Origin of the sequence: Butyrivibrio sp. Su6 (genome assembly GCF_900108105.1) — a bacterium.
GTDB lineage: Bacteria > Bacillota > Clostridia > Lachnospirales > Lachnospiraceae > Butyrivibrio.
Window position 1 is genome coordinate 161,472 of record NZ_FNUR01000003.1, and the last position, 22,984, is coordinate 184,455.

The following is a 22,984-nucleotide window of genomic DNA, read 5'->3' on the forward strand; positions in this document are numbered from 1 at the left end:
TGTCGGATCAATATCTCAAATTAAGCGTTTTTGCCGTGGCACTTCTTGTACTTTTTGCCACTTCCGCATGGACATGGATCGTTAGGATATACCTTGTCCTCTTTTCTGATTGTATGTGAAGCCTTCTCCTCTTTGTAAAGAGCCTTTCTCTTGTCTGCATCAAAGATAGCTTCCCACTCTGTAAGGTTGTAAAGCCAGTCAGCACCAGCGTTTACCATGTTCTTATAAAGAAGTTCCTTGTCAAATCCAAGGTTAACCTCTGTATCCTCTTCCATATCGTCGATAGGGTTCTGCTCTTTAAGAGAGTCATTGATACCATCGAGGAATCCAACCATTGTCATAAGATCAACGCCGTATTTCTCAGCAAGTTCTTTTACAGTTCCCTTTACAACTTCATCAGGGTTCTTTAAAAGAGTTGCATAGATATCGCGTTCTTTCTGAAAATATTCTGTCCAGAGCTTCTGAAGACTTCCCTTATCTGCAGTCTCAGAATAAGCCATATCACGCCATTTTTTAAGTAATGCCATAACCAAATACTCCTATTTCTTTTTTTATTATAAATTTTTACTTTTGTTCAAAGCATACACGTTATTTTAATATATTTGCTTGGATATGTAAACCAGTGTTGCACCGTTCAGTTCCTAAATATGATACCAATCCGGATAGGTCTTTATCCAGGCATTTTTCCTGACTCTCTTGCGATAATGTAGATTCGCTCGCTTGCTTCAGTCGTGGCTTCATGAGTATCCGCATCTATAGCTGTTATGTACTCAAGACCGGCCTGTTTTACGAAAGAAATCATCTCTTCAAGAGTGTATCCCCTTTGATAATGAGTTTCTACTGACCTTCTAAACAGTTCTTTTTCCTTATCACAAAGGGCATAGATTGTCAGATCATATTCGTTGATATGCTCATCTTCATGATAGTAATTATCCCATATAAAGCTGCAGTCCTCGCGGTTTTCTGCAATTGTCACATCACCGATCTCATCTCTGTACTTGTGAAGGGTATTAAAATCGAATATAAATATTCCCTTTGGAAACAGGAAATTATTGACAAGTCTGAAGGTTTCTATAACGTCGTCATCTTCAAGCAGGTAGTTTATGCTGTCGCATACGCTGACTATTGTTCCCGCGGTGCAGTACAGGTCAAGCTCTCTCATATCCTGTTCAAGGAACATGAGGTTAAGTCCTTTATTTGCCGCTTTGTTTCTGGCAATATCAAGCATGTCGGGAGATAAGTCAATTCCCATTATGTCATAGCCTTTTTTTGCCATTTCAATGGTGAAGCTTCCTGTGCCACAACCAAGCTCAACCACAAGATTTTTTTCCTGGTCAAGGGCTTCCTGGCTTCCATCTTCTATTACATCTGCCTCTAAATCAGATTCAACATTTTCATTCTTGTCAAAAGCCACTGCTTTTTCATTGACATTCTCAATTTTTATAGGCTTGCTGACTCCATATTTCTCAATTAATTCAGCAATAAAATTACCCCATACGTCGTATGGGGTTTCATCCATGAATGTGTCATATACGCTTGCAAAATCTGTATAAGCTTCCATGTTTATTCCTTTTTATCACAACTGATTGATGATCAAACAGTCAAATCCATTTCAAAACTGATTCCTGATCAGAACAGACTTCCTATAAGAAGTACTACCTTTGTTCCAAGTCCCATTATAATACCGGCAAGTACTACACCGCAAATAACTGCCTTGACACTCTTTTTGAAATCCATATCAAGGATTGAAGCAGCAAGTGTACCTGTCCAGGCACCTGTTCCAGGAAGTGGAATTCCTACAAACAGGAAAAGTGCCCAATATAAGCCTTTTCCGGCTTTTTCTTTTAACTTTTCTCCACCCTTATGTCCCTTTTCAAGGCAGAATGTAAAGAATCCTCCAATCACTGGCTTATCTTTTCCCCACTCAAGAACTTTTCTCGCAAAGAAGAAAATAAAAGGCATTGGGATCATATTACCGATAATTGCTATAATGTAGCTTGGAAGTACCGGAAGTCCCATAGCAATTGCATAAGGTACTGCTCCTCTGAGCTCTACAAGCGGAACCATTGAGATTAAAAATACTATAATATACTTTTTTAACATGAATAAATCTCCTAATCGTATGTGCGTTCTTAACTAGTGTACATCTGACTGTAAACCTTTAATAATATGATCTACATTTGTTTTCAGTCAGCAACTCAGAAATTTTATCATTAAACTGTATTAATCGCAATCATGTATTATAGATTCTTCTTTTAGACAATTTTCCGTAAGCTCTCTATCAGCGTATCCATCTGTTCATCGGTGCCAACAGTGATTCTCAGGTATTCACTGATGCGTGGCAGATCCCATCTTCTTACGATAATTCCGCGCTTGCGCAGCTCCTCAAATATCTTTTTCCCGGAAACAGTTTTGTGCTTTGCAAAAATAAAGTTACTTGAAGAATCAGGAAAAACAAAGCCAAGCTCTGACAAAAGTGGCTTAACTCTCTCCCTGGTTGCGATTATCTTGCTGCAAGTTTCCTTAAAATACTCTTTGTCAGCCAGTGTTGCTGCTCCAAGCTCGAGAGATGGCCTGTTCATTGTATATGAGTTAAAAGAAAACTTGGCATCATTTAAGTAACCTATAAGCTTTTTAGAACCAAAAGCAAAGCCTATCCTCATGCCGGCCATAGCCCTTGATTTTGAGAAAGTCTGAACAACAAGCAGGTTCTCATATTTATCAATAAGCGGCAGGGCACTCTTTCCACCAAAATCAATGTAGGCCTCGTCCACGATTACAACCACGTCCCTGTTGTTCTTAAGGATGTCTTCTATCATGTCCAAATCTTCAACAAGGCCCGTTGGTGCATTGGGATTAGGAAAGATCACGCCGCCATTTTCAACATAGTAATCTTCCTTCTTTATCCTGAATTCCTCATCAAGTGGAATCTGCTTGTATGGAATTCTGTACAGGTCAGCCCACACATCATAAAAAGAATAGGTGATATCAGGGAAAAGAATGGGCTTATCCGAGTTAAAAAATGTCAAAAAAGCCATAGAAAGCACGTCATCCGATCCAACGCCAACAAATATCTGGTCTGCAGGCACGTTGTAATAATCTGACAAAGCATTTATCAATATGCCAGAACCCGGATCCGGATATAACCTTAAGGATTCATATTCAAAACTATCCAGGGCCTTCTTTACAGATGGAGCCGGCGGATAGGGGCATTCGTTTGTATTTAGTTTGATAATATTGCTTATTTTAGGCTGTTCTCCGGGAGTATATGGAACAACTTTCCTGACATTTTCTTCCCAAGACATGTTAAATCCTCCGTTACTTTATTACTCTACCATGATAAAGCATAGTCTAACATATCATTTTTAAACTGGCAATCTCTTTTATCCCTGCATGTCAAATTTACTTCTAATCCTACGTTACCCTATTATCATCACATCCAGTGTGATATCTTCACACCTCAATCTCGCCCTCAAACACTGTTGTTGCTGGGCCTTCCATAATGACAGATGAACCACTAACCCCGTCCCAGGAGACCATTACTTCCCCGCCAAGTACGTGAACTGTCACATTATTATCTGTAAGTCCGTTCAAAACGCAGGCAACTCCTGTTGCGCAGCATCCTGTACCGCAGGCAAGAGTCTCACCTGTTCCTCTTTCCCACACGCGCATGTGAACGTTGTTTTTATCATCAATCTTTACAAATTCAGTATTCACACGTCTTGGGAAAAGTTCATGATTTTCAAACTTTGGTCCGATCTTCTCAATATCAAGGTCCTCAAGGCTCATATCTTTAGGTAAAAATACTACCGCATGAGGGTTACCCATTGAAACACAGGTCATGTGCCATGTCTTACCATCTACGATAATTGGAGCATCAACGACCTGATCACCGGAATAGTTCACAGGCACTTCCTCCGGTTTTAATATAGGCGCACCCATATCAACCTTCACAGATGAGACCATTCCATCATCACCAATTGTAAGATCTATGTATTTCTTTTTTCCTGCACTTACGATGACAAGGTTCTTTTTAGTAGTAAGCCCCTTATCATATACGTACTTTGCAACGCATCTTATGCCATTACCGCACATTTCTGAACGAGAGCCGTCTGCGTTATACATCTCCATTTCAAAGTCGATGCTCTCATCATCCACAGGATTGATAAAAATAAGACCATCTGATCCTATTCCAAAATGTCTGTCAGAAACTTTTATGGCAAGCTCAGACTTCTTCTCCTGAGAAATCTTCTCACTTTTTCCATCTACATAAACATAATCGTTTCCACAGCCATGCATTTTCGTAAACTTCATATGCTAATCCCTCATCACTTCCAACAACCTTATAAAGTGCCCTTTCTATTTCAATTTATAGCCATTATCATTAAGGCGCCAATCGTTTCTACAATTAAAACCATGACTTTTCCTTACCAGCAGCCATAATTATATACTTCCATCTTTAATTTCCATATTAATCATTCCGCAAAAAAATCTCAAGAAAAATGTATACAATTATACAAAAATGGTGTAGGATAAATCACAAATTAAATTGTGCACGACAGATACGAGAAAAGTATAACACAGTAATGACAGGAGAACACACTATGTTTAAGCCAAATGAAGATTATTTAAAACTACCCGGAAGCTACCTTTTTAGTACAATTGCAAAAAAAGTTGCTGCTTTCCAGGAAGCAAACCCAGATAAAAAGATCATCCGACTTGGAATCGGTGACGTCACAAAGCCACTGCCAAAAGCAGTTATTGAGGCTCTTCACAAGGCTGTTGACGAGCAGGCAAATGCAGAAACTTTCAGAGGATATGCCCCTGACCTTGGATATGAGTTCCTTCGCCACGCAGTTGCTGAAAACGATTTTAGGGCTAGGGGATGCGAGATTTCAGATGATGAAGTTTTTATTTCTGACGGAGCTAAAAGTGATTCCGGAGCAATTCAGGAAATCTTTTCAAAAGATGCAAAGATAGCTGTATGCGATCCTGTTTACCCTGTATACGTTGATTCAAACGTTATGGCAGGTAGATGCGGGGATTATGATGAAAATACAGGAATGTGGAGCAATGTTATCTACATGCCTTGTACAGCTGAAAACGGCTTTGCACCTGAACTTCCATCAGAAACGCCAGACCTTATCTATCTGTGCTTCCCTAACAATCCGACAGGTGAAGCAATAACAAAGGACCAGCTCCAGAAATGGGTTGATTACGCAAACAAAGCAGGTGCTGTCATCATATTTGATGCTGCTTATGAGGCTTATATTTCAGAGGATAACATTCCTCATTCTATCTATGAGTGCGATGGTGCAAGAACATGTGCTATTGAGCTTAGATCTTTTTCCAAGAATGCAGGATTTACCGGTTTAAGACTCGGTGCAACGATTATTCCTCACGACCTCAAAGTTTCCTTCCAGGGAAAAGAGGTCGAGATGCACAGCCTCTGGGCAAGAAGACATGGAACCAAGTACAACGGCGCTCCATACATCGTACAGAGGGCAGGCGAAGCCATCTACAGCCCTGAAGGCAAAGCTCAGGTAAAAGAAATGATCGCATCCTACATGAAGAATGCAAAATACATTTATGATGGTCTTAAGGAAGCAGGATACACAGTATACGGCGGTAAAAATTCACCATATATCTGGCTTAAGACTCCTGACAACATGACAAGCTGGGAATTCTTTGACTACCTTCTCGAAAAAGCCAATGTTGTCGGAACTCCTGGTTCAGGCTTTGGTCCAAGCGGGGAACACTATTTCAGACTCACTGCTTTTGGCAGCTACGAAAACACCGTAGAGGCCATTAACCGAATTAAATCACTGTAAAAAATTTTCTATCGCAAGTGATAAATTAAATTTCAACCCTTATTAAGTTTTTTACGCATAAGAGATTAACGAGAGGAATACTGCCAACCTGTTTGGTTACGCAATATTCCTCTTTATTTGTATAAGCGTAAGCTAGTTGGGGAGTCAGTAAGACACCGGGACGGTTCTAATGACTTATTAAAAGCAAGTCATTCAACCGTCCATTTAACTTCTTAGAAAAGTATAGGTTGTAGCTGCGTACGCCACCATTGACTGAGTCTGAGGAAAACGCCTTGCCAGCTCTGCCGACGGTGATGATGATGGGAACAATAGATTTTCTAGCACCGTCGGATTTAGCATTGTAGCGTTTTCCTCAGCCCCCGTCAATGGCAAGCACCTGCGCTGTGGCTAGTTTAAAATGCCTCTGGCTCCAATTCCGAGAACAGTAGAGGCGGCTGCTTTCAAGGCTCCATTATCGCAGTTTTCGAATGCCGCATACAAAGCGTTAAAATGTTGCTTTGGCATATAGCTTGTTTTTAAGTGAACCTGCCATCTGCAATAGAACGTGATTTGGGCATATAACCTGATTTTGAATTTACAACACCACTCGACGATGATTTTGACTTGCGATTTTGGGTATATGCAGCATTTTTGAAGTTTGCGCACCATTTTATAGGTGATTGATCGTCTCATATCACTCATTCAATGGGTGTGTAGTTCTATTTTTTCTCGTATATGCCCAATTTCACTTCCTGAAAATTCTGCCGATGGATGTGGTAACTTAAAAAGTATAGCTATATACCCATTTCACTATGACAATCCGGATGTAGGAGAAGGTGTAGGAGAGAACGTAGGATAAGCGCTTGATTTTAGCGCTTTTTATCCTACAGATTTGACCATTCTGATAATGGATTTTGCTCGTGAGTAGGATAAACGTTTGACTTTTACTCATTTTATCCCACAATTCTCATGGTTCTGACTGAGAATTGTGGGATAAAACAATTGATTTTTTCACGATTATCCTACTTTTTGGACAATTACAGTGCTCAGAAGGCTGAAAATGTGGGATAATTTCAAGAGAATTTCAGGTTTTATCCCACACATCTGAAAATCGACTTGGATAGAATGGGATAAGTTTTACAAATCTATCTTTTTTATCCTACATCGTAGCATAAACTACTGCCTATAGAGTAGACACATACAAACTCCCGTTAGCCCCAATTTCGCGCGCGATATGAAAAGCTGCGAGCCCATGTTTCCTTGAAACTAGCCACTTCTGTTGTTTCCGAATTCGTAACCCGAGGCACCTTACATTATCCCCCTACTGTTCTCGGAGTCAGAGCCCGAGGCCCTGGTACCCAGCCACACCGTAGGTGCTTGCCATTGACGGGTTCTGAGGAAAACGCTACAATGCTGAATTCGACGGTGCGTGATAATCTACTGTTCCCATCATCCTCACCGTCGGCTCGCAGACCAAGGCGTTTTCCTCAGGCTCAGTCAATGGTGGCGTACGGAACCAAGCATTTACCAATTTCTTAAGCTTATACATATCAGTGTCTTCATAAGTCATTAGAACCGTCCCAATGTCTTCTAACTCACTTACGCATATACAAACATAAAGAGGATTACTGCGTAACCAAACAGGTTTGCAGTAATCCTCTCGTTAATCTACAGCATATAATTCTTATAATCCTTACCAGATCAGTATTCTGTTTTCCGGCGCAAGATACATTCCATCGCCCTCTTTTACATCAAAAGCTTCATAGAATTCATCGTACTGCTGTGCTGTTACATTTACTCTGAGGTAGCTAAGAGGATGTGGATCCTGAGTAAGCTGTGTATAGTTTGCTTCATATGTTTGTATATCTTTCCATATATTGGCGTAGCTATCAAAGAAAAGCTTATAATCAAAGTTTTCTTCCTTGGCTGCAAGAGTCAGCATAGCTTTGATACCTGCCATATCTGCAATAGCTTCAGTCTGAACAAGAGAACCAATAGCTTTTTCATCACCATAGACTGTTATTCCATCATAGTAATTGATCAGCTTCTGGGCTCTTTCCTGGAATGCAGCATAGTCCTCATCTGTCCACCAGCTACTGTAGTTACCATCCTTATCAAACTGAGCTCCATTTGTATCAAAAGCATGGCTTATCTCATGTCCGATAATAGAACCTATTCCTGCATAGAGCTGCTCTTTTGCCATATCATCACTGTAGAAATCTCCGTCAAGAATTCCCAGAAGTATGTTGATCGAATTTACAGTTGGGTCGTAGTAGGCATTTGTTTCAAGAGTAGATATGCCTTCCCAAATATTCTTATTTACTTTTCCATTTGTTCTCTTCTTATCGATTTCCCACCTATAATTCGCAAGTGCCTTCTGTACTTCAAAATATGAAAGGCCATTCAGATCAAGACCGCTATAGTCCTCATATTCATTTGGCTCAATTACATTGATCTTCAGAGAATCAAGCTTACTAATAGCATATTCTTTTGTTTCATCAGAGAGCCATTCCTCGCCTTCAAGCATTTCCCTGTAGACACTGGCCACATCTTCACAAAGCTTTGTTATAGTCTTTTTTGTCTCTGTAACATCATACTTAGCCATGTATGCCTTTTCCATTGATTCCGGCAAAGCATTATTTAAATAGACATATGCATATTTTTCATCAGAAAGAGCTCCTGACGCACCATAAATTGAACGCTGGGCATCAAGTCTTGCTTCAAAAGTCTCCTTGTCAAGATAAGCTGTACATCCTAAAACTGTCTGAACCATGAAATATCCTTTTATGTTCTCAAGATTCTCATCTGTATAGAGTTCAGATACCTTGGCAAGAGCTTCAGGCTCTGTTACAAGGAAAAGCTCTGCATTATCAAAACCATTTGACTTAATAAACTCATCTACCGGGAAATTAGGCGCAAGCTCTGCCATTTCCTCGGGAGCGTAGTAGTTTAGTATCTTATCATAAATTGCAGGATCGTTATTTTCGAGTGAAGTATATACCTTTTCAGCAAGCGCTGTCTCATAGGCCATACACTCTTCAAAGTACTTATCAGCCTCATCCTGTGTATATCCCATTCTTGTCATGATACTAGAAAAGAGTTTTTTATAAGCATCATATTTTAGCTTACCAACAGTACTAAACTCTTTATACTCTGCAGAATCTCCAAGAAGCAGACCTGTATGGTCAAAATCTGTCACATATCTGGTTGAATCTGTGAGATCTCCGGTATTTCCAACGCCCACCAAAGCAGGTGTAAAGAATGACCTGTCAGCATCAGTAACAAATGCTGTGACATCATCTATACTCGAAAGAGATTCGATGTCTTTCACATAAGGTTCAATCGGAGAAACACCTTTTGCATTTCGATCATCCCAATCAAGAAAAGCATTGTAAAATGCTCTTACAAGTTCAGCATCATGCCCCTCTATACTTTCATCCTCTAAAGTTGCCAACGCCTTGTCGTCAATTATCTGTCCAACCTCAACAAAGGTACCGGTAGAGGTGTATCCTGCAGGAATCTCGGTGTTTCTGACCCAGTCATAATTTACCGCCATGTTCAGATCGTCCTTCTCTGACGGCTTTTCGAAATTAAGACAATTCTCTTTGATGTTGGAGTTTATCCAGGGACTTCCTCCATCAACAACATAAGCTCCGCCCTCAGCCTGTGCTGTTTCTTCGGAAGACTCAGTACTAGCAGTATCTACCGATGTATCTGCTGCCACCTCTTCCTTACTTGCCCCCTCGGCAGGAGTTTCAGTTACCGCACTATCAGCTGCAGTTCCGCACCCGGCAAGTAACAAGCATCCTGTCAAAAGAGCTGCCAAAATCTGTTTTCTTTTCATAACATTTTTACTCCTTTTTTGAAATATCAACCAATACTATTTCTTTTATCGCATATATAATGCAATTATGCAAGCGTACTCACCTGCTTCCTAAAAGAAAAAGCCAGTGGAAGCCCCACACCTCCACTGGCTGTATTGACTGAAAATTATTTTATCACAAAAATGTGCATTTATGCCTCATTATCTTGATCTATAAGCTTTTCCATGCTCTTATCAACGACAAATTCAGCATCTATCGTTATATCTTTTGCATTTCTAAAATAAGTATATCCCATTTTCATAGAATAGCGGCCCCTGTCAGATGGACGCTCATCAAGAATAAGCTCTGTCTTGCCACTTTGATTCTTGAAAACAAATTTAGACTCAGTGACGCTGATATTTTCGATAGGAGAATAGTCTTCTCCGGCCATTATTATCGGTGACTCGCAGGTTATAAAAACATGATCGATATTTATATCCCTGACTTTTCCCGGGAGCCTGTCCACTCCGTCCCTCTTAGTCGCAGTAATAGCCAGCGGTTCACCTTCACCCCACCAGTTCCAGACTCCGGTCCTTCTGTCCTTGCAATCCACAAAATTTCTGGTTGTTCCGCGAACATGGTGGATATCGATGTTGTAGATTTCGCCGCCATCCCTTGACCAGATGCCTATTCCCCTGATGCAGTCACGAACTATACAATCAGAGATTATTATGTCGTGAATATCTCCAAAGGTCTCTGTTCCGATCTTGATCCCCGAACAATTTGATGACAAAAGACATCCGTTAACCACAATATCCTTGCAATCCCCATACTTTTTATACATTGGAGTTGTGGATTTAAGTACAATGCTGTCATCACCAGTTTTTATCCTGCAGCCTTTTATGATAACGTTCTGGCAGCAATCCGGATCTATTCCGTCATTATTGGGACCTCTTTTGTCATTATCAATAACAATGTTCTCTATTCTGACATTCCTGCAGCCCGCCATGTGAAGAGTCCAGAATGCGGAGTCAAAAAAAGTAACATCAGTAACAGTGAGGTTTTCCACATCCTCAAGATAGCTCATTCTGGGTCTGAAGCCTCTGACATTTAAAGGACTACCATTTTTAGCAGTCTCAGGATCATCATCGTCAAAAAAAGAATTCCTGCCCTGACCATCAATTGTTCCCGTTCCGGTTATCGCAATATTCTTTTCATGAAGCGCAAATAAAAAGCAACCGCCTTCCCAGCCGTCAACCTCATTGTCCTCGTCGCCATCCTTGAAATAATCGATAACATCCGCCTCATCAAGACTGGACAAAAGAACTGCTCCATGCTCCAAATGCAGATCCACATTGGACCTGAGGCGAAGGGTACCTGATAAAAATGTTCCTGCCGGCACCACAACTCTTCCGCCTTTTTCAGTGCAGGCATCTATTGCCGCCTGTATAGCAGATGTACATTTTGTTTTTCCGTCGGCCACTGCTCCATAATCCAGAATATTATAGGTCATTTTCTTTTAAATGCTCCTTTCCTTCCATATCCGTTTCGATGCGCTTTCCTCTGTCAAAAGAAAAGCTTTCCTTCCCGTCAATAAAAGCATGAACTACCCTCACCGACTCCACGTCGGAAAGGGTTTCTGTTATGCCGCATGGCGGCATGAACCTGCACGATGTTCTATGCATCCTGCAGAACAGGGCATGTCCACTATGCCCCTATCCCATTGGCTTACCTTTGGGAATACTTTCCTCAAGATATTTGCAGCTCCATTTATGTCTGCATTTGTTATTGTACCATCGTAGTGTCTGTAAAGTCCTCTCTGTATCCGCTTTCCTGAAAAAGAGTAGCTTTCCGGGCTATTCTTTTTATGCACAGGGATATAGTCTTTTGCAAGAAAGTCGGCCTTTGACGTGTAGCTCTCTTCTGTGAGGACAAACTTTATACCATATTCAGCAAGTTTGTATCTGAGCATGTCTGCAAATATCAGCATTGGTATCTGCACAAAGTTCTGGTTATTGACATGTCCTATACCTATCTCCTGCTTCTGGTATGTATTATGTCCCATCACTACTACATCTACATGGTTATCCCTTGCATAGTCTGCAAGCTGTCTGCTTACCTTATGGAACTGATCCTTTATCCTTCTGTTCCTCTTTTCAGTAAGAGCATTCATCTTTCTTGTCCTGTACCTGTTGTTGCATGTCATGGCACAGGAAGAGAGTCTTTTCATCTCTTTGTTGTAAAGCTGGTTGATTGACTTGATCACTCCTCCCTTAATCACAAATGGCCTTGCACCAAAAGTGTTTGCTACAGCAGCTATGTTGTCTGTTCCGGGATCGATAGCCATTACTCTCAAGCCCTTCAGATCTGATACGACCGAAAGGTCAGAGAGGATATCCTTATCAGACATTGGCATTATTCCTTTATCAGGAACAGAAAGAACTACATCCAGGACAAAACTGTTTCCGCTGGGCTTTATACGTACTTCCTTAAGGCACACTTCTTCAGGGAGCTGGCCAAGAGACAGCCTATCCTTTGTCCCCGGAAACTTTAGATACCCATCCTTGATCCTGCATATCTGATTAGTCAGGACAGCTGTCTTGAATGATCCCTGTGACATATATCCCGGCATCTTGGGGCGACCAGTAAATGCCCCAGGATTCCTGCCATATACTTTTACAGCTTCAAAGAAAGACTTATAGTCTCTGAGAAGAAGTTTCAATATCTGCTGATTAGCCTGTGACGGAAGGGCATAGTATGCCTTATCCCTTGTAACCTTTAGCATATGATCAAGGGCATTATATGAGAGCCATTTGCTGTCACCAAGATATTTAGTCCCCCAAAGGCTATCCCTTACGAGCCTGTAAACCATCATCTGATTTGGGAAAAGAGGCTTGAACAAGGCCATTGAATCTACTGCAGACGAATACTGCCTTAAGATGAAATTTGCCCTGTTGTACAGAATGGCTGATGATCTGCAGATATCCCTGCAATAGTCATAGAGTATGTGGTTTTTGCTTATCCTGTATTGCCTTGTTCTGTACACGGTTGTAAATTCCTTATCAGTATTCTATAGTTAGTATTATAGCACACATTTCATAATTCCGCAAACACATGTTCTCTTTAGATAAGGAGTAAATTTATGCAGAAATCGAGGCTGGAATCAGATATCCTGAACGAGTACAGAAGAGGCTCACATTCCGTATACAAACTCACATACCATGTGATTTTCGTAACTAAATACAGAAAGAAAGTGATCACAGATGAGATTGGTGATTTCATGAAGAATTATGCTGCTTACCTATGCGGACGCATGAACAGTGAACTCATTTCAGCAGAGACAGATGTCGATCACATGCATCTTCTGATCTCCATGCCACCTGATGTGGCTCCTGTAAAGCTCATCAACTCGTTAAAATCACAGCTTTCCAAAGAAGTGAGAAATACATATAGGACTCATATAGAAAAGTATCTGTGGGGAGATTCACCCTTCTGGAGTGCAAGTTACTTTTGTGCAACTACCGGAAGCGTTTCTCTTGATACTGTTAAGAAATATATTGAAGATCAGCGAACAGAAGAACACAAACGCAAATACATTAAGACGGGGGAATACAAAAAGAAAAGCTAGTGCGATTCATCCCACAACCGATTTCATCGGAAGGGGGTTTCTCGCACGATATTTATAAAAGCCCTCATCTTCTTTTATACTGCTCCAGATGAGTTTATCTCTTTTTACCACAACCCCGTACATCCTGCTCACATATTCCCCTTTGTATACTTCCTTATACATCCTTCCTCCACTGAATATATATTTATGCCTGAATTGCTACGTTATGATACAAGGTCCGTTTTTTCTGTTTTTATGTCAAAAATAGTGATTCTATAAAAAAATCCATGTGATAAAATTAAAAACAAAAACGAGGTTTTTACTATGACACTTGAAGAAATCAACATTCGTGATCCCTTTGTATTACCTTATAAAGACACATATTACATGTACGGAACAAGAGCCAAGACCTGTTGGGGACTCGCCGATGGCTTTGACTGCTATACCAGTAAGGACCTGGTAAATTGGGACGGCCCTTTTGAAGTATTCCACAAGCCTGAAAATTTCTGGGCTGACAAAAACTACTGGGCTCCTGAAGTACATATTTACAATAACACTTTTTACATGTTTGCGACATTTAATTCTGAAGCTCTCGATAAAAAAGGCACCATGATCCTATCATCTGAAAGCCCTCTTGGACCTTTTAAGGTTCACAGTGACGGCAAAATTACTCCGGATGAATGGAACAGCCTTGATGGAACCTTCTATCTGTCCCCTGAAGGAAAGCCATATATGGTATTCAGCCATGAGTGGGTAGACCTCGCAGATGGGGAGATTTGCTCTGTTGAACTCTCTGATGATCTGACACACCCCGTATCAGAGCCTGTAACCTTATTCAAAGCTTCCCAGGCAAAGCCATGGGTAAAAGGCATGAAGCACAGACTCCGCGATGAAATCTGCTACGTAACAGATGGTCCATTCATGCACCGCCTTGAAAACGGAGAGCTAATCATGCTCTGGGCAAGTATCTCAGAAGGTGGCTACGCTGAAGCCATTGCCCGCTCCGACAACGGAAACATCGACGGCACCTGGACCATAGACGAAAAGCCCCTTTTTGATAAAGACGGCGGCCACGGCATGCTCTTTAGAACATTTGACGGCGACCTTATGATGGTCCTTCACCAGCCAAATGAAACTCCAAAGGAGCACCCTGTTTTTATACCGGTCAGCGAAGAATCACTGGCAAGATGAACTATAGGCCACCAAAAATCCCACCCAAGAGCCAACAATCGCCATAGCCACGCATGCATACTTGGCAGATCTCAATTCCAACCTCTAGGCAGATATTTCTTCGTATTTTCAATCATGTCATCAACAAGCTTATGAATGTCTTCTGTAGAACAGTTCTTGCCTATGAACTGCGGATCATTTTCAAAAGCTTCATAAACAAGGGATTTGTCATATGTTGTGGCAGCCTTGTATATTCTCTCATGGTTCTTTATATGAGGCTCAATGAGTTTTTTCACATCTTCTTTGATAGCGCCTGCAAATATAGGCCTGATGGAGTCTCTTGAGAACACCGCATTGGTCTCAACGATAGCATCTGCCGGAAGATTCGGAATCTGAAGCGCCGAGTTTGGAATGTTTACGTTACTTACAAATCTGCTAAGTCCGCACAGTGCCTTAATGAGAAGGATTCCTTCTTCTCCTGTTTCTTTAAGCTCCATTTTTTCTTCGCCACTGGCAAGGCGCCTGCTTCTTGCAAGCCTGTCCTCCAGGTCTTTCTTTCTCCATGCAACACTTGTAAGTGCATAGTTCCAACTTGCAACTGTCTCAGGGTCTTTTAAGTACTCATTACCCGGCATAAACTCTGCAAGATGTCTGTCACCTGCTGCCGCGATCAGTCCATATCTATTAAAAAGATCCATCTTGACCCTGTGCTTACATACAAAGTTTGCATTTAGCCAGTTCTCACTTTCAAGAGAAACACCTTCATCAAAGTGCTTATCAATATAACTCCTGTAAATAGGGAAAAGATCTATTCCCTTGTATGAGCTCTCGGTAAACCATGTGAAATGATTGATCCCCACTACATTTACAAAAACATCATGCCAGTCATCAATTTTTTCACCTGTCTCTTTTTCATAAATTGTCTGTAAAACCTTCTGTGTACCAAATACTTCATGGCAGCAGCCAAAGGCCTTGATCTGAGGATATGCCTCATAAAGAGCCTTCACACAAAGTGACATCGGGTTAGTATAATTGATTACCCATGCGTCAGGTGAATACTTCCTGATAGCTTCTGCAATCTCAGTGAACATAGGAATAGTCCTTAGAGCACGGATCATTCCGCCGCAGCCGGCTGTATCGCCAACTGACTGATATACCCCAAGTCTCTCAGGCAGATGCACATCCGACTCCATCTCATCAAAAGTTCCCGGCAAGATTGAGATAACTACAAAGTCACAGCCTGTCAGGGCACTTTCCAGTGAGTTCTTAACTACAAACTTCCAGTCACCCTTCGCGTCACCTCTCGCCATAAGGTTATTACCTATTACAGCATTGGCCTCAGCTGCCTTCTCATCAAGGTCAAAAAGTCTTATGGTTCCTGAAATTTCATCATCCAAAGCAAGGTCTGTCATAAAAGTCCATGCCCAGCCTCTTGAGCCACCGCCTATATAGGCAATGTCCACATCCTTCATTTTTCCTGCTTCATACCTCATATTTTTTACCCCTTCCCTTTTGAACGAAAACTAATAATCTCTCGCATATTCATTATTTCATTATGCGAGAGATCATTCTTATTATTTATTACACTATTTTACGTATTTTTGTTGTTTTTATCCTTTAATACCTGAGCTTGCAATTCCCTCAACCAGAGACTTCTGGAATATAAGGAAAAGAATTGTTGCAGGAACGATTGAAAGTGTTGACATAGCAAGTGTTGCACCGATATCTGAACCGGCTGATGGATCGTTAAAGAGCTTTAAGGCCAGTGATATAGGTCTCATTTCAGGCTTTGTAACATAGAGCAAAGCTGAAAGGTAATCATCCCATCTCCATATAAATGAGAAGATGGCACTTGTGATCATGGCAGGTACGATAAGTGGCAGGATGATCCTGAAGTAGATTCCGTAAAATGAGCAGCCATCAATCTTGGCAGCCTCATCCAGCTCTTTTGGCACACCCTGAATAAAGTTCATAATCAGGTATACAAAGAATCCCTGAATAGCAAAGAAATATGGCAGGATCATTGGGAAGTAAGTACCAACCCAGCCAAGTCTTCTAAACCACATGTACTGAGGAATCATCAGAATCTGTGGTGGAAGCATCATTGTGGACAACACCAGAATGAACAAAGGCTTTTTAAGCTTAAAGTCAAGTCTCTGAAGTGCATAAGCCACAAGTGATGATGAAATCAGAGTTCCAAAGGTTGATGTGATGGAAATAAAGAAGGAATTCTTAAAGAAGGTTGCGAAGGTATAACCCATAAATCCCTTCCATCCTGTCTTGTAGTTGTCCAGTGTCCATACTGACGGAATGAGCTGTTTTGCAGTTGGAAGAACATAAGTTGTTGGTTTAAAAGAGCTGAAGATCATCCACAAAAGCGGATAGATCATAACAAAGGCTCCAAAAAGTACCAGTATATGATAGATCAAATCCAAGATCTTTCTTTTCGTATTCATAATAAGCGCCTCCCCTTAATCTTCATATACCCACTTGCTACGGCTCCAGAACAACAGAGCTGTTACAGCGGAAATAATGATGAGCATTATCCATGCAAGAGCTGATGCATAACCCATCTGGCTCTTTCCCATGTTAGGGAATGCTTTTTTGTACACATACAGTGTATAGAACAATGTGCTGTCGTTTGGCTGACCATCTGTAATAAGTTTACTCTGTGTGAAAGCAAGGAACGAGTTGATCGTCTGCTGTACCAGATTAAAGAAAATAGTAGGAGTCAAAAGAGGAAGTGTTATCCTCCAGAACTGTCTCCACTTGTTAGCTCCATCAACTTCCGCAGCCTCGTACAATTCGCGGTTGATCTGCTTAAGTGATGAAAGGAAAATAAGCATCGATGATCCAAACTGCCAGACAGTTAAGATAATGAGAACCCAGATCGCGCTTCCCTCTCCAAACCAGTTAAAATTGGATATTCCGGGATACACAACTGAAAGAATGGCATTGATAGTACCTGTGGGTTCAAACATTCTTCTCCAAAGAATTGCTACAGCAACTGATCCGCCAATGATTGAAGGAAGGTAGTATGCTGCACGATAAAAACCTGTAAGCTTTGTATCTTTTGCCAAAATAAGAGCGATGATAAGAGCGAAAACAACCTTTAACGGTGTGCCTATAAGTGCATAATAACAGGTAACCCTTAAGGCTTTCCAAAATGATGTGTCATCGGTAAAAATGTTGATATAGTTCCTAAGACCAATAAATTTTGCAGGGTTTTGAATGTCGTACTTACAAAATGAAAAATACAGCGATAGTATCATCGGTATAAGCATGAACATCAAAAAACCAATGATAAACGGCAAGCTGAACACATAGCCTGCCACTTTCTCCTGCCCAATCCATTGGCGGAAGGTTTTCTTTTTATCCATAGAACTCTCCCCTTTCTTCCTGATGTCCAGTAATTTTTGTAAAAAAAGAGAGGCGCCAGTTTATTAGTTATAAAAATAACGCCTCTCTTTGGTTCAATTGCTTAAGGTAAAACTGTTATTCCCCAGATCAATAATCAGCTGCTACCTTATTTGCGCCCTCTACGAATGCCTTTGCAAGGTCTGCAGGTGTATCTGAAGGATTCTTTGAAAGTGCTCTGCTTGTGATTCCCTCGATAACGTCTGTGTTAACTGTTCCTGCATATCCAGGAAGTGGAGGGAAGATTGATGTTGAATTCTTTGATACCATATCAAGGTAAGAAACAATGATAGGATATGTGTAGTCTGTCTGTGATACTGTATCAGCAATAGCTGCAGCTACTTCACTGTTAGCAGGAACACCACGCTCTGCTCTAAGAAGTGTGTTAGCCTCAACATCGTTGATGAGGTAGTTAAGGATTGCTACTGCAAGATCAGGATTCTGAGTATCTGTTGTGATTGAGAAGAACTGAGAAGGCTTAAGGTAGTTAGCCTGTGCTCCATTGTCCTCTGGCCATGTTGTGATACCAAGCTCGATTCCGTCAGCCTTAGCTGCATCGCAGAATGCCATGTACTGGTTTGAGAAGTTAAATGAGCACCAGCTTCTTACGCTAGGATCTGAACCATATACAAGTGGGCTCTGAGGAATTGTAGCTGTGTCAACAGATGCGAACTTATCTGTATCGAAGAGCCATCCTTCAGCTACAGCGTTCTGAAGACGTGTATAGAACTCAGTCATCTCTTCTTCTGTGACTGTAACGCCATCTGCTTCAAAGAGTGCGTTGTGGCCCTTGCCACGAGCAAAGTATGCAATTGGGTTCTCAGAGTTGAAGTTGTGCCATACAACACCGATTCCCTTTGCGTCATAAATCTGTTTTGAAATCTCTGCGAACTGATCCCATGTCATGTTATCAGGAACTGTGATTCCAAGTTCATCTGTAAGTGTCTTGTTGTATGAAAGAGCCGGAGCGTTCATACCTGCACAGATAGCGTAGATGTGTCCGTCGCTTGCGCTCTTACCTGTGTCTACGATACTCTCAGGAATCTTTGAAAGATCAAGTGCACCGCTCTCAACATAAGGTGTTAAGTCAAGAAGGTCTCCTGCCTCAACCCACTGCTCAAAGTATGCGTAATCCTGCTGCATAAGATCTGGCAATGTGTCACTTGATGAGAAGCTTGTCATCTGTGCCCAGTAGTCATTCCATGCCTGAGAATTGAGGTTAAAAGTAACATTTGGATAAAGCTCTGTGAAGTGGTCACATGCAGCCTTTGTAACTTCATCACGAACCTGGTTGCCCCACCATCCAAATCCAACAGTTACATCACCTGCTGTTGCAGGATCATAAGCTGCAGCTGAAGCATCAGCAGTCTCGGCTGCCGGAGTCTCTGCCGCTGGAGTCTCTGTCGCCGTCTCAGCCTTTGGTGTTTCCTCTGCTGCAGGTGCAGTAGTGTCTGCGGCTGTTTCTCCGCATGCTGCCAGGGACATGATCATCATTCCTGACAATACCATTGAAATAACTTTCTTTTTCATTTCTTTCCCTCCTAAGTTTAATTGCAGGCTTTTGTATAAATATACCATACCCTATTATATCGTTATTTTGTGCCTCTGTAAATATTAGACACAAAATATTGATATCCTATTGATAATATGTGCATGTTGCACAACCATATATATACAAAGCTTTGTGCAAGCACAGCTTTGTATCTACTTGAATCCTTATATCGCTCACATACCAATCAGGTCAAACTCTTCAAAAGATACCTTAAGCGTAGCATCGTGCTTTGGGTTCCTGAATTTGACAATGGCTGCTCTCAAGGTCTCGCTGTAATACCAGCAGTTATCGGATGCTTCAAACTTTTCCCTATCCAGAATGTGAGTTAGCTTCTTGTCTTCAAAGGATATCCACAAAGGCGCTTTCTCTTTATACACAACTGTCGCTACCACTGTTTCCACAGTATCTTTATAAGTTCCTTCGCCCTTAAATGAGATATCGATGATACCGCTGCCACTCATGGTAATAGTGGTCTTTCTGTATACTCCGTCCTCGAAATCATTGCTGCAGCCGTCATCATCGTAATATACATACTCTGATACATGCTCTTTTCCATCTGTATACGGAACAAATGTGAGGCTTAAATCCGTCACAGGGTCTTTTTCTGCATTCATAGGCTGATTGAGAGCTGTTGGCAGTATTGCACCCTCCCTCAAGAATCTTGGGATAGAGTTGATATTTACTGGTATTGATATTACCTGTCCGCCTTCGTAGCACTTAAAGTTATTCTCAAGATCAAACCATTTAGTACCTTCAGGAAGATAGATATCTTTTACTATCTGCCCCTTTTCAAGAACATTTGCCACAAGCAGGTCTTTTCCAAGCATAAACTCAAAGTTTTCTTCATAGACGTTCTCATCATTTTGGAACTCATAGACAAGAGGTCTCATTATTGGCGCACCGGTCACATGAGCTTCATACTCCAACGAGTAGAAATGTGGAAGCATGCGATATCTAAGCAGGATCGCATTTCTTATCCTGTCAGTCTGTCTTGAATACATCCACGGTTCTGTTACAGTGTTGTCACTACTTGCCGAATGAATTGAAAATCTCGGCTGGAATATGCCATGCTGCACCCATCTGACAAAAAGCTCCTCTTCAGGCGCTGGTCCTGCAAAGCCGCCAATATCACAGCCCGTATTAGGCTGACCTGAAAGTCCCACTCCAAGCATTGTCGGTATATTGTGTTTTAAAGTTCTCCACGCTGTGCAGTTATCACCAACCCAGTTCTGAGCATATTTCTGAATTCCGCTACTACCACTTCTGCAAACGACATAAGGTCTTTTGCTCTTGTCATGCTCTTTTACCGCTTCGCAGGCAAGCTTACTCATGATGGTGCACATAACTGGCTTAAACTCGCCAATTCTGCCACCCTCGCCGTCGTAGTCGCACTTGCTGTCATGGTCCAAAAGACTGTCATATTCGCAGTTATCATCCCAAATAGAATTGGTTCCAATATCAATAACAGTTTCTGTCAGATATTTTTTCCAGAGTTCTCTTCCCTTAGGGCTTGTGTAATCCCAAAATGCCCCGGGGCCACCCCACCAGGAACCTACAGCCGGTTCTTTATCATTTTCACTGTTTCTGACAAAAACGCCTTCTTTTTTGAACTCATCAAACTTTGGATGCATCAAGAGAATTCCCGGTTTAACATTAGGAACATTCTGAGCTCCAAGCTCGTTCATCTTTGCAAAATATCCCTTTGGATCAGGGAATCTTTCTTTATTCCAGGTAAATACACACCTCTTGTTGTCATATGATGTATAACCGGAAGAGAGATGGAATCCATCGATTGGGAATCCCTTTCTTCTGACGGTCTCGACAAATTCTATAAGTGCTTTATCAGAGTCTTTTTCCAGTTCCGAATAGTACATGGATGATCCCTGATAGCCAAGAGCCCTCTTAGGCAAAAGAGCTGGTCTTCCCGTCAAAGCTGTATAATCATCAAGCACATTCTTTATGGACGGGCCGGTGAATATGAAAAGATCAAGGTCTCCGCCATCAGCCTGGAAGTATGTGTATCTTGGCCAGTAATTACTCTTTTCTTTTCCCATGTTAAATACTGATTCATGGAAGTTGTTATAAAAAAGTCCCGTTGCCTTCCTTGTCTGCCTGTCAAGCCTTAAGTAAAAAGGAATGTGCTTGTACATGGTGTCGCACTTCTCAGGATCGTAGCTCCAGCAATCGGTGGCTCGTTCTCTGATAAAGTCCTTATTCTTGTTTATTGGACCAGTCTTTTCACCAAAACCATAGAAGCAGTCGTCCTCATTCATTCTGGTGTAACCGGTTACTCTGTTATTAGCATCCTTTATAAATGGACTTCCTTTTACACCTTCATAAATGACATCTCCATCTTTATCCACAAGCTTTATGCTAAGCGGGTTCTTTTCCAGCAAAAGACATACTGAATCAGTCTTCAGACATATCTCATTTTCTTTTTCCTCTAATAGAGCTTCAAGTGGAGTTACATGCTTTCTGCCTTCAAAAAGGAAATCAAGTCTGTCATCCCAACCTGTCATCTGAAGTATGTATGATCCTTCTGGCTTTTCAGCATCTGCAATATCTCCAAAAGATACCTTAATTCTGACAATGCTGTCAGTTAAAAAACATATCTTCATGTATGCTTTGTCAAGTTCAGCCAGATATCCGTAATCAGTCTTTTTTATGCTGTTTAACTTTTTACAAATTTTCATGGGATACTCCTAATCCTTTCAAATATAGAGAATTCACTTTACTCATCAGTTCATTTTTATACTCTGTTTCAATTATGCTGGAAACATCCAGTCAAGGATGCTTCTGATCTCCAGATCCCAGAATTCCCAGTTGTGCATATAGCCCGGAACTTCTTTATAGACTGTATTCACGCCCATCTTTTCAAGTTTCTCATGAACGCCCTGATTGAGCTTATATAAAAAGTCTTCTGTGCCGCATGACTGGTACAGTTCTGGAACCTGTCCGTTTTCCATATCTCTTTTTAATAATGCAAACAGGTCTCTGTCGCTCCCTTCAAGGTGGCCAGCCGTTTCACCAAAAGCATCCTCCCAAGGGAATGGGTTATCCACTTTACCGGCCATTGCTTCATCATGAAGGCGCACGATATCAAGAGCTCCTGACATTGATGCAGCTTTTGAATAAATATCGGGTCTTGAAAGTGCTAAAAACCAGGCTCCGTATCCTCCCATTGAAAGTCCTGCAACATACGTATCTTCTCTTTTCTTTGACGCAGGGAAAATACGTGTAATGTACTCCGGCAGTTCTTTTGTCATATATGTATAGTACTGGCCTCCCCGTGCCATATCCTGATAAAAGCTATTTTCAACGCCCGCCATTACCGCAATGCAGTTATGTGCCTGAGCGTATCTTTCTATGCTTGAAAACCTTGACCATGAGCTGTTGTCCCCAAAAGCTCCATGCAACAAATAAACTACAGGAAGACCATTCTCATAGTCATAACGCATATCTTTCCCTGTAGCAGTAATCTGCTCATTTCCTTCAGGAGTCGGAATTACAACATTAATCTCCGTATTGTGATTTAAAACGTGGCTAAAATAGTGACATGTACAAAACATATAGACCTCCCCAAGAATATCAATGAATTAATTGTACTCATGCGATATTGCGTTAG

At 41.3% G+C, this 22,984-nt stretch carries 18 protein-coding genes; 3 read left to right on the forward strand and 15 right to left on the reverse strand.

Features of this window, described 5'->3' with window-relative positions:
• Positions 1 to 20: 20 nt before the first annotated feature.
• The 5 genes from C4S54_RS04900 to dapF all read right to left on the reverse strand — a co-directional run bounded on the left by C4S54_RS04900 (position 21) and on the right by dapF (position 4,314).
• On the reverse strand, positions 21 to 527 hold the full coding sequence (locus tag C4S54_RS04900) for an SEC-C metal-binding domain-containing protein (protein WP_103868543.1): 507 nt from the start codon (positions 525 to 527) through the stop codon (positions 21 to 23).
• A 143-nt stretch (positions 528 to 670) separates the two neighbouring features.
• A complete protein-coding gene (locus C4S54_RS04905; RefSeq protein WP_103868544.1) occupies positions 671 to 1,561 on the reverse strand; it encodes a class I SAM-dependent DNA methyltransferase in 891 nt (296 codons plus the stop codon).
• A gap of 68 nt (positions 1,562 to 1,629) precedes the next feature.
• The gene (locus C4S54_RS04910; RefSeq protein ID WP_103868545.1) at positions 1,630 to 2,103 is read right to left on the reverse strand and encodes a COG2426 family protein; all 474 of its coding nucleotides are present in this window, start codon (positions 2,101 to 2,103) and stop codon (positions 1,630 to 1,632) included.
• 152 nt (positions 2,104 to 2,255) lie between these two features.
• Positions 2,256 to 3,305, reverse strand: coding sequence for a histidinol-phosphate transaminase (gene hisC, locus C4S54_RS04915; protein WP_103868546.1), 1,050 nt, complete (start codon positions 3,303 to 3,305; stop codon positions 2,256 to 2,258).
• Between the two features lie 148 nt (positions 3,306 to 3,453).
• A complete protein-coding gene (dapF, locus tag C4S54_RS04920; RefSeq protein ID WP_103868547.1) occupies positions 3,454 to 4,314 on the reverse strand; it encodes a diaminopimelate epimerase in 861 nt (286 codons plus the stop codon).
• A gap of 290 nt (positions 4,315 to 4,604) precedes the next feature.
• Between dapF and C4S54_RS04925 the strand changes: the two genes are divergently transcribed.
• A complete protein-coding gene (locus tag C4S54_RS04925; RefSeq protein ID WP_103868548.1) occupies positions 4,605 to 5,831 on the forward strand; it encodes an LL-diaminopimelate aminotransferase in 1,227 nt (408 codons plus the stop codon).
• 1,672 nt (positions 5,832 to 7,503) lie between these two features.
• On the opposite strand, the gene C4S54_RS04930 is transcribed toward C4S54_RS04925, so the two are convergent.
• The 3 genes from C4S54_RS04930 to C4S54_RS04940 form a co-directional block, all read right to left on the reverse strand.
• Positions 7,504 to 9,654, reverse strand: a complete 2,151-nt coding sequence (locus tag C4S54_RS04930) for a M13-type metalloendopeptidase (RefSeq protein ID WP_103868549.1) — start codon at positions 9,652 to 9,654, stop codon at positions 7,504 to 7,506.
• A 170-nt stretch (positions 9,655 to 9,824) separates the two neighbouring features.
• Positions 9,825 to 11,126, reverse strand: a complete 1,302-nt coding sequence (locus C4S54_RS04935) for a glycoside hydrolase family 28 protein (protein WP_103868550.1) — start codon at positions 11,124 to 11,126, stop codon at positions 9,825 to 9,827.
• Positions 11,127 to 11,255: 129 nt separating this feature from the next.
• Complete coding sequence (locus C4S54_RS04940; RefSeq protein ID WP_103868551.1) at positions 11,256 to 12,659, reverse strand: RNA-guided endonuclease InsQ/TnpB family protein; 1,404 nt, start codon at positions 12,657 to 12,659, stop codon at positions 11,256 to 11,258.
• Between the two features lie 96 nt (positions 12,660 to 12,755).
• On the opposite strand from C4S54_RS04940, the gene tnpA reads away from it, so the two are divergent.
• The gene (gene tnpA / locus C4S54_RS04945) at positions 12,756 to 13,241 is read left to right on the forward strand and encodes an IS200/IS605 family transposase (protein ID WP_103868552.1); all 486 of its coding nucleotides are present in this window, start codon (positions 12,756 to 12,758) and stop codon (positions 13,239 to 13,241) included.
• Between the two features lie 6 nt (positions 13,242 to 13,247).
• Here the strand turns inward: tnpA and C4S54_RS15940 are convergent, their stop codons facing one another.
• On the reverse strand, positions 13,248 to 13,403 hold the full coding sequence (locus C4S54_RS15940) for a hypothetical protein (protein WP_160110682.1): 156 nt from the start codon (positions 13,401 to 13,403) through the stop codon (positions 13,248 to 13,250).
• Between the two features lie 141 nt (positions 13,404 to 13,544).
• Here C4S54_RS15940 and C4S54_RS04950 point away from each other — a divergent pair, with 141 nt between their 5' ends.
• Complete coding sequence (locus tag C4S54_RS04950) at positions 13,545 to 14,411, forward strand: glycoside hydrolase family 43 protein (RefSeq protein WP_103868553.1); 867 nt, start codon at positions 13,545 to 13,547, stop codon at positions 14,409 to 14,411.
• Positions 14,412 to 14,482: 71 nt separating this feature from the next.
• On the opposite strand, the gene C4S54_RS04955 is transcribed toward C4S54_RS04950, so the two are convergent.
• The 6 genes from C4S54_RS04955 to C4S54_RS04980 form a co-directional block, all read right to left on the reverse strand.
• Positions 14,483 to 15,883 (reverse strand): family 4 glycosyl hydrolase, encoded by a 1,401-nt coding sequence (locus C4S54_RS04955; protein ID WP_103868554.1) that lies wholly within the window; start codon positions 15,881 to 15,883, stop codon positions 14,483 to 14,485.
• Positions 15,884 to 16,000: 117 nt separating this feature from the next.
• Complete coding sequence (locus tag C4S54_RS04960; protein WP_022774573.1) at positions 16,001 to 16,846, reverse strand: carbohydrate ABC transporter permease; 846 nt, start codon at positions 16,844 to 16,846, stop codon at positions 16,001 to 16,003.
• Positions 16,847 to 16,861: 15 nt separating this feature from the next.
• The gene (locus C4S54_RS04965; RefSeq protein WP_022774572.1) at positions 16,862 to 17,770 is read right to left on the reverse strand and encodes a carbohydrate ABC transporter permease; all 909 of its coding nucleotides are present in this window, start codon (positions 17,768 to 17,770) and stop codon (positions 16,862 to 16,864) included.
• A 127-nt stretch (positions 17,771 to 17,897) separates the two neighbouring features.
• Positions 17,898 to 19,337 carry an ABC transporter substrate-binding protein gene (locus C4S54_RS04970; protein WP_160110683.1) on the reverse strand — a complete coding sequence of 480 codons (1,440 nt, stop codon included), beginning with the start codon at positions 19,335 to 19,337 and terminating at the stop codon, positions 17,898 to 17,900.
• Positions 19,338 to 19,532: 195 nt separating this feature from the next.
• Positions 19,533 to 22,052 carry a glycoside hydrolase family 31 protein gene (locus C4S54_RS04975; RefSeq protein ID WP_103868556.1) on the reverse strand — a complete coding sequence of 840 codons (2,520 nt, stop codon included), beginning with the start codon at positions 22,050 to 22,052 and terminating at the stop codon, positions 19,533 to 19,535.
• Positions 22,053 to 22,124: 72 nt separating this feature from the next.
• Complete coding sequence (locus C4S54_RS04980) at positions 22,125 to 22,928, reverse strand: alpha/beta hydrolase (protein ID WP_103868557.1); 804 nt, start codon at positions 22,926 to 22,928, stop codon at positions 22,125 to 22,127.
• Positions 22,929 to 22,984 lie beyond the last annotated feature (56 nt).

Bases quoted from the DNA above. Each gene is read 5' to 3' on its own strand.
- hisC (WP_103868546.1), bottom strand. From the start codon at position 3,305: ATGTCTTGGGAAGAAAATGTCAGGAAAGTTGTTCCATATACTCCCGGA.
- C4S54_RS04925 (WP_103868548.1), top strand. From the start codon at position 4,605: ATGTTTAAGCCAAATGAAGATTATTTAAAACTACCCGGAAGCTACCTT.
- dapF (WP_103868547.1), bottom strand. From the start codon at position 4,314: ATGAAGTTTACGAAAATGCATGGCTGTGGAAACGATTATGTTTATGTA.
- C4S54_RS04970 (WP_160110683.1), bottom strand. From the start codon at position 19,337: ATGAAAAAGAAAGTTATTTCAATGGTATTGTCAGGAATGATGATCATG.
- C4S54_RS04965 (WP_022774572.1), bottom strand. From the start codon at position 17,770: ATGGATAAAAAGAAAACCTTCCGCCAATGGATTGGGCAGGAGAAAGTG.
- C4S54_RS04950 (WP_103868553.1), top strand. From the start codon at position 13,545: ATGACACTTGAAGAAATCAACATTCGTGATCCCTTTGTATTACCTTAT.
- C4S54_RS04980 (WP_103868557.1), bottom strand. From the start codon at position 22,928: ATGTTTTGTACATGTCACTATTTTAGCCACGTTTTAAATCACAATACG.
- C4S54_RS04910 (WP_103868545.1), bottom strand. From the start codon at position 2,103: ATGTTAAAAAAGTATATTATAGTATTTTTAATCTCAATGGTTCCGCTT.
- C4S54_RS04935 (WP_103868550.1), bottom strand. From the start codon at position 11,126: ATGACCTATAATATTCTGGATTATGGAGCAGTGGCCGACGGAAAAACA.
- C4S54_RS04905 (WP_103868544.1), bottom strand. From the start codon at position 1,561: ATGGAAGCTTATACAGATTTTGCAAGCGTATATGACACATTCATGGAT.
- tnpA (WP_103868552.1), top strand. From the start codon at position 12,756: ATGCAGAAATCGAGGCTGGAATCAGATATCCTGAACGAGTACAGAAGA.
- C4S54_RS04960 (WP_022774573.1), bottom strand. From the start codon at position 16,846: ATGAATACGAAAAGAAAGATCTTGGATTTGATCTATCATATACTGGTA.
- C4S54_RS04975 (WP_103868556.1), bottom strand. From the start codon at position 22,052: ATGAAAATTTGTAAAAAGTTAAACAGCATAAAAAAGACTGATTACGGA.
- C4S54_RS04900 (WP_103868543.1), bottom strand. From the start codon at position 527: ATGGCATTACTTAAAAAATGGCGTGATATGGCTTATTCTGAGACTGCA.
- C4S54_RS15940 (WP_160110682.1), bottom strand. From the start codon at position 13,403: ATGTATAAGGAAGTATACAAAGGGGAATATGTGAGCAGGATGTACGGG.
- C4S54_RS04955 (WP_103868554.1), bottom strand. From the start codon at position 15,883: ATGAGGTATGAAGCAGGAAAAATGAAGGATGTGGACATTGCCTATATA.
- C4S54_RS04930 (WP_103868549.1), bottom strand. From the start codon at position 9,654: ATGAAAAGAAAACAGATTTTGGCAGCTCTTTTGACAGGATGCTTGTTA.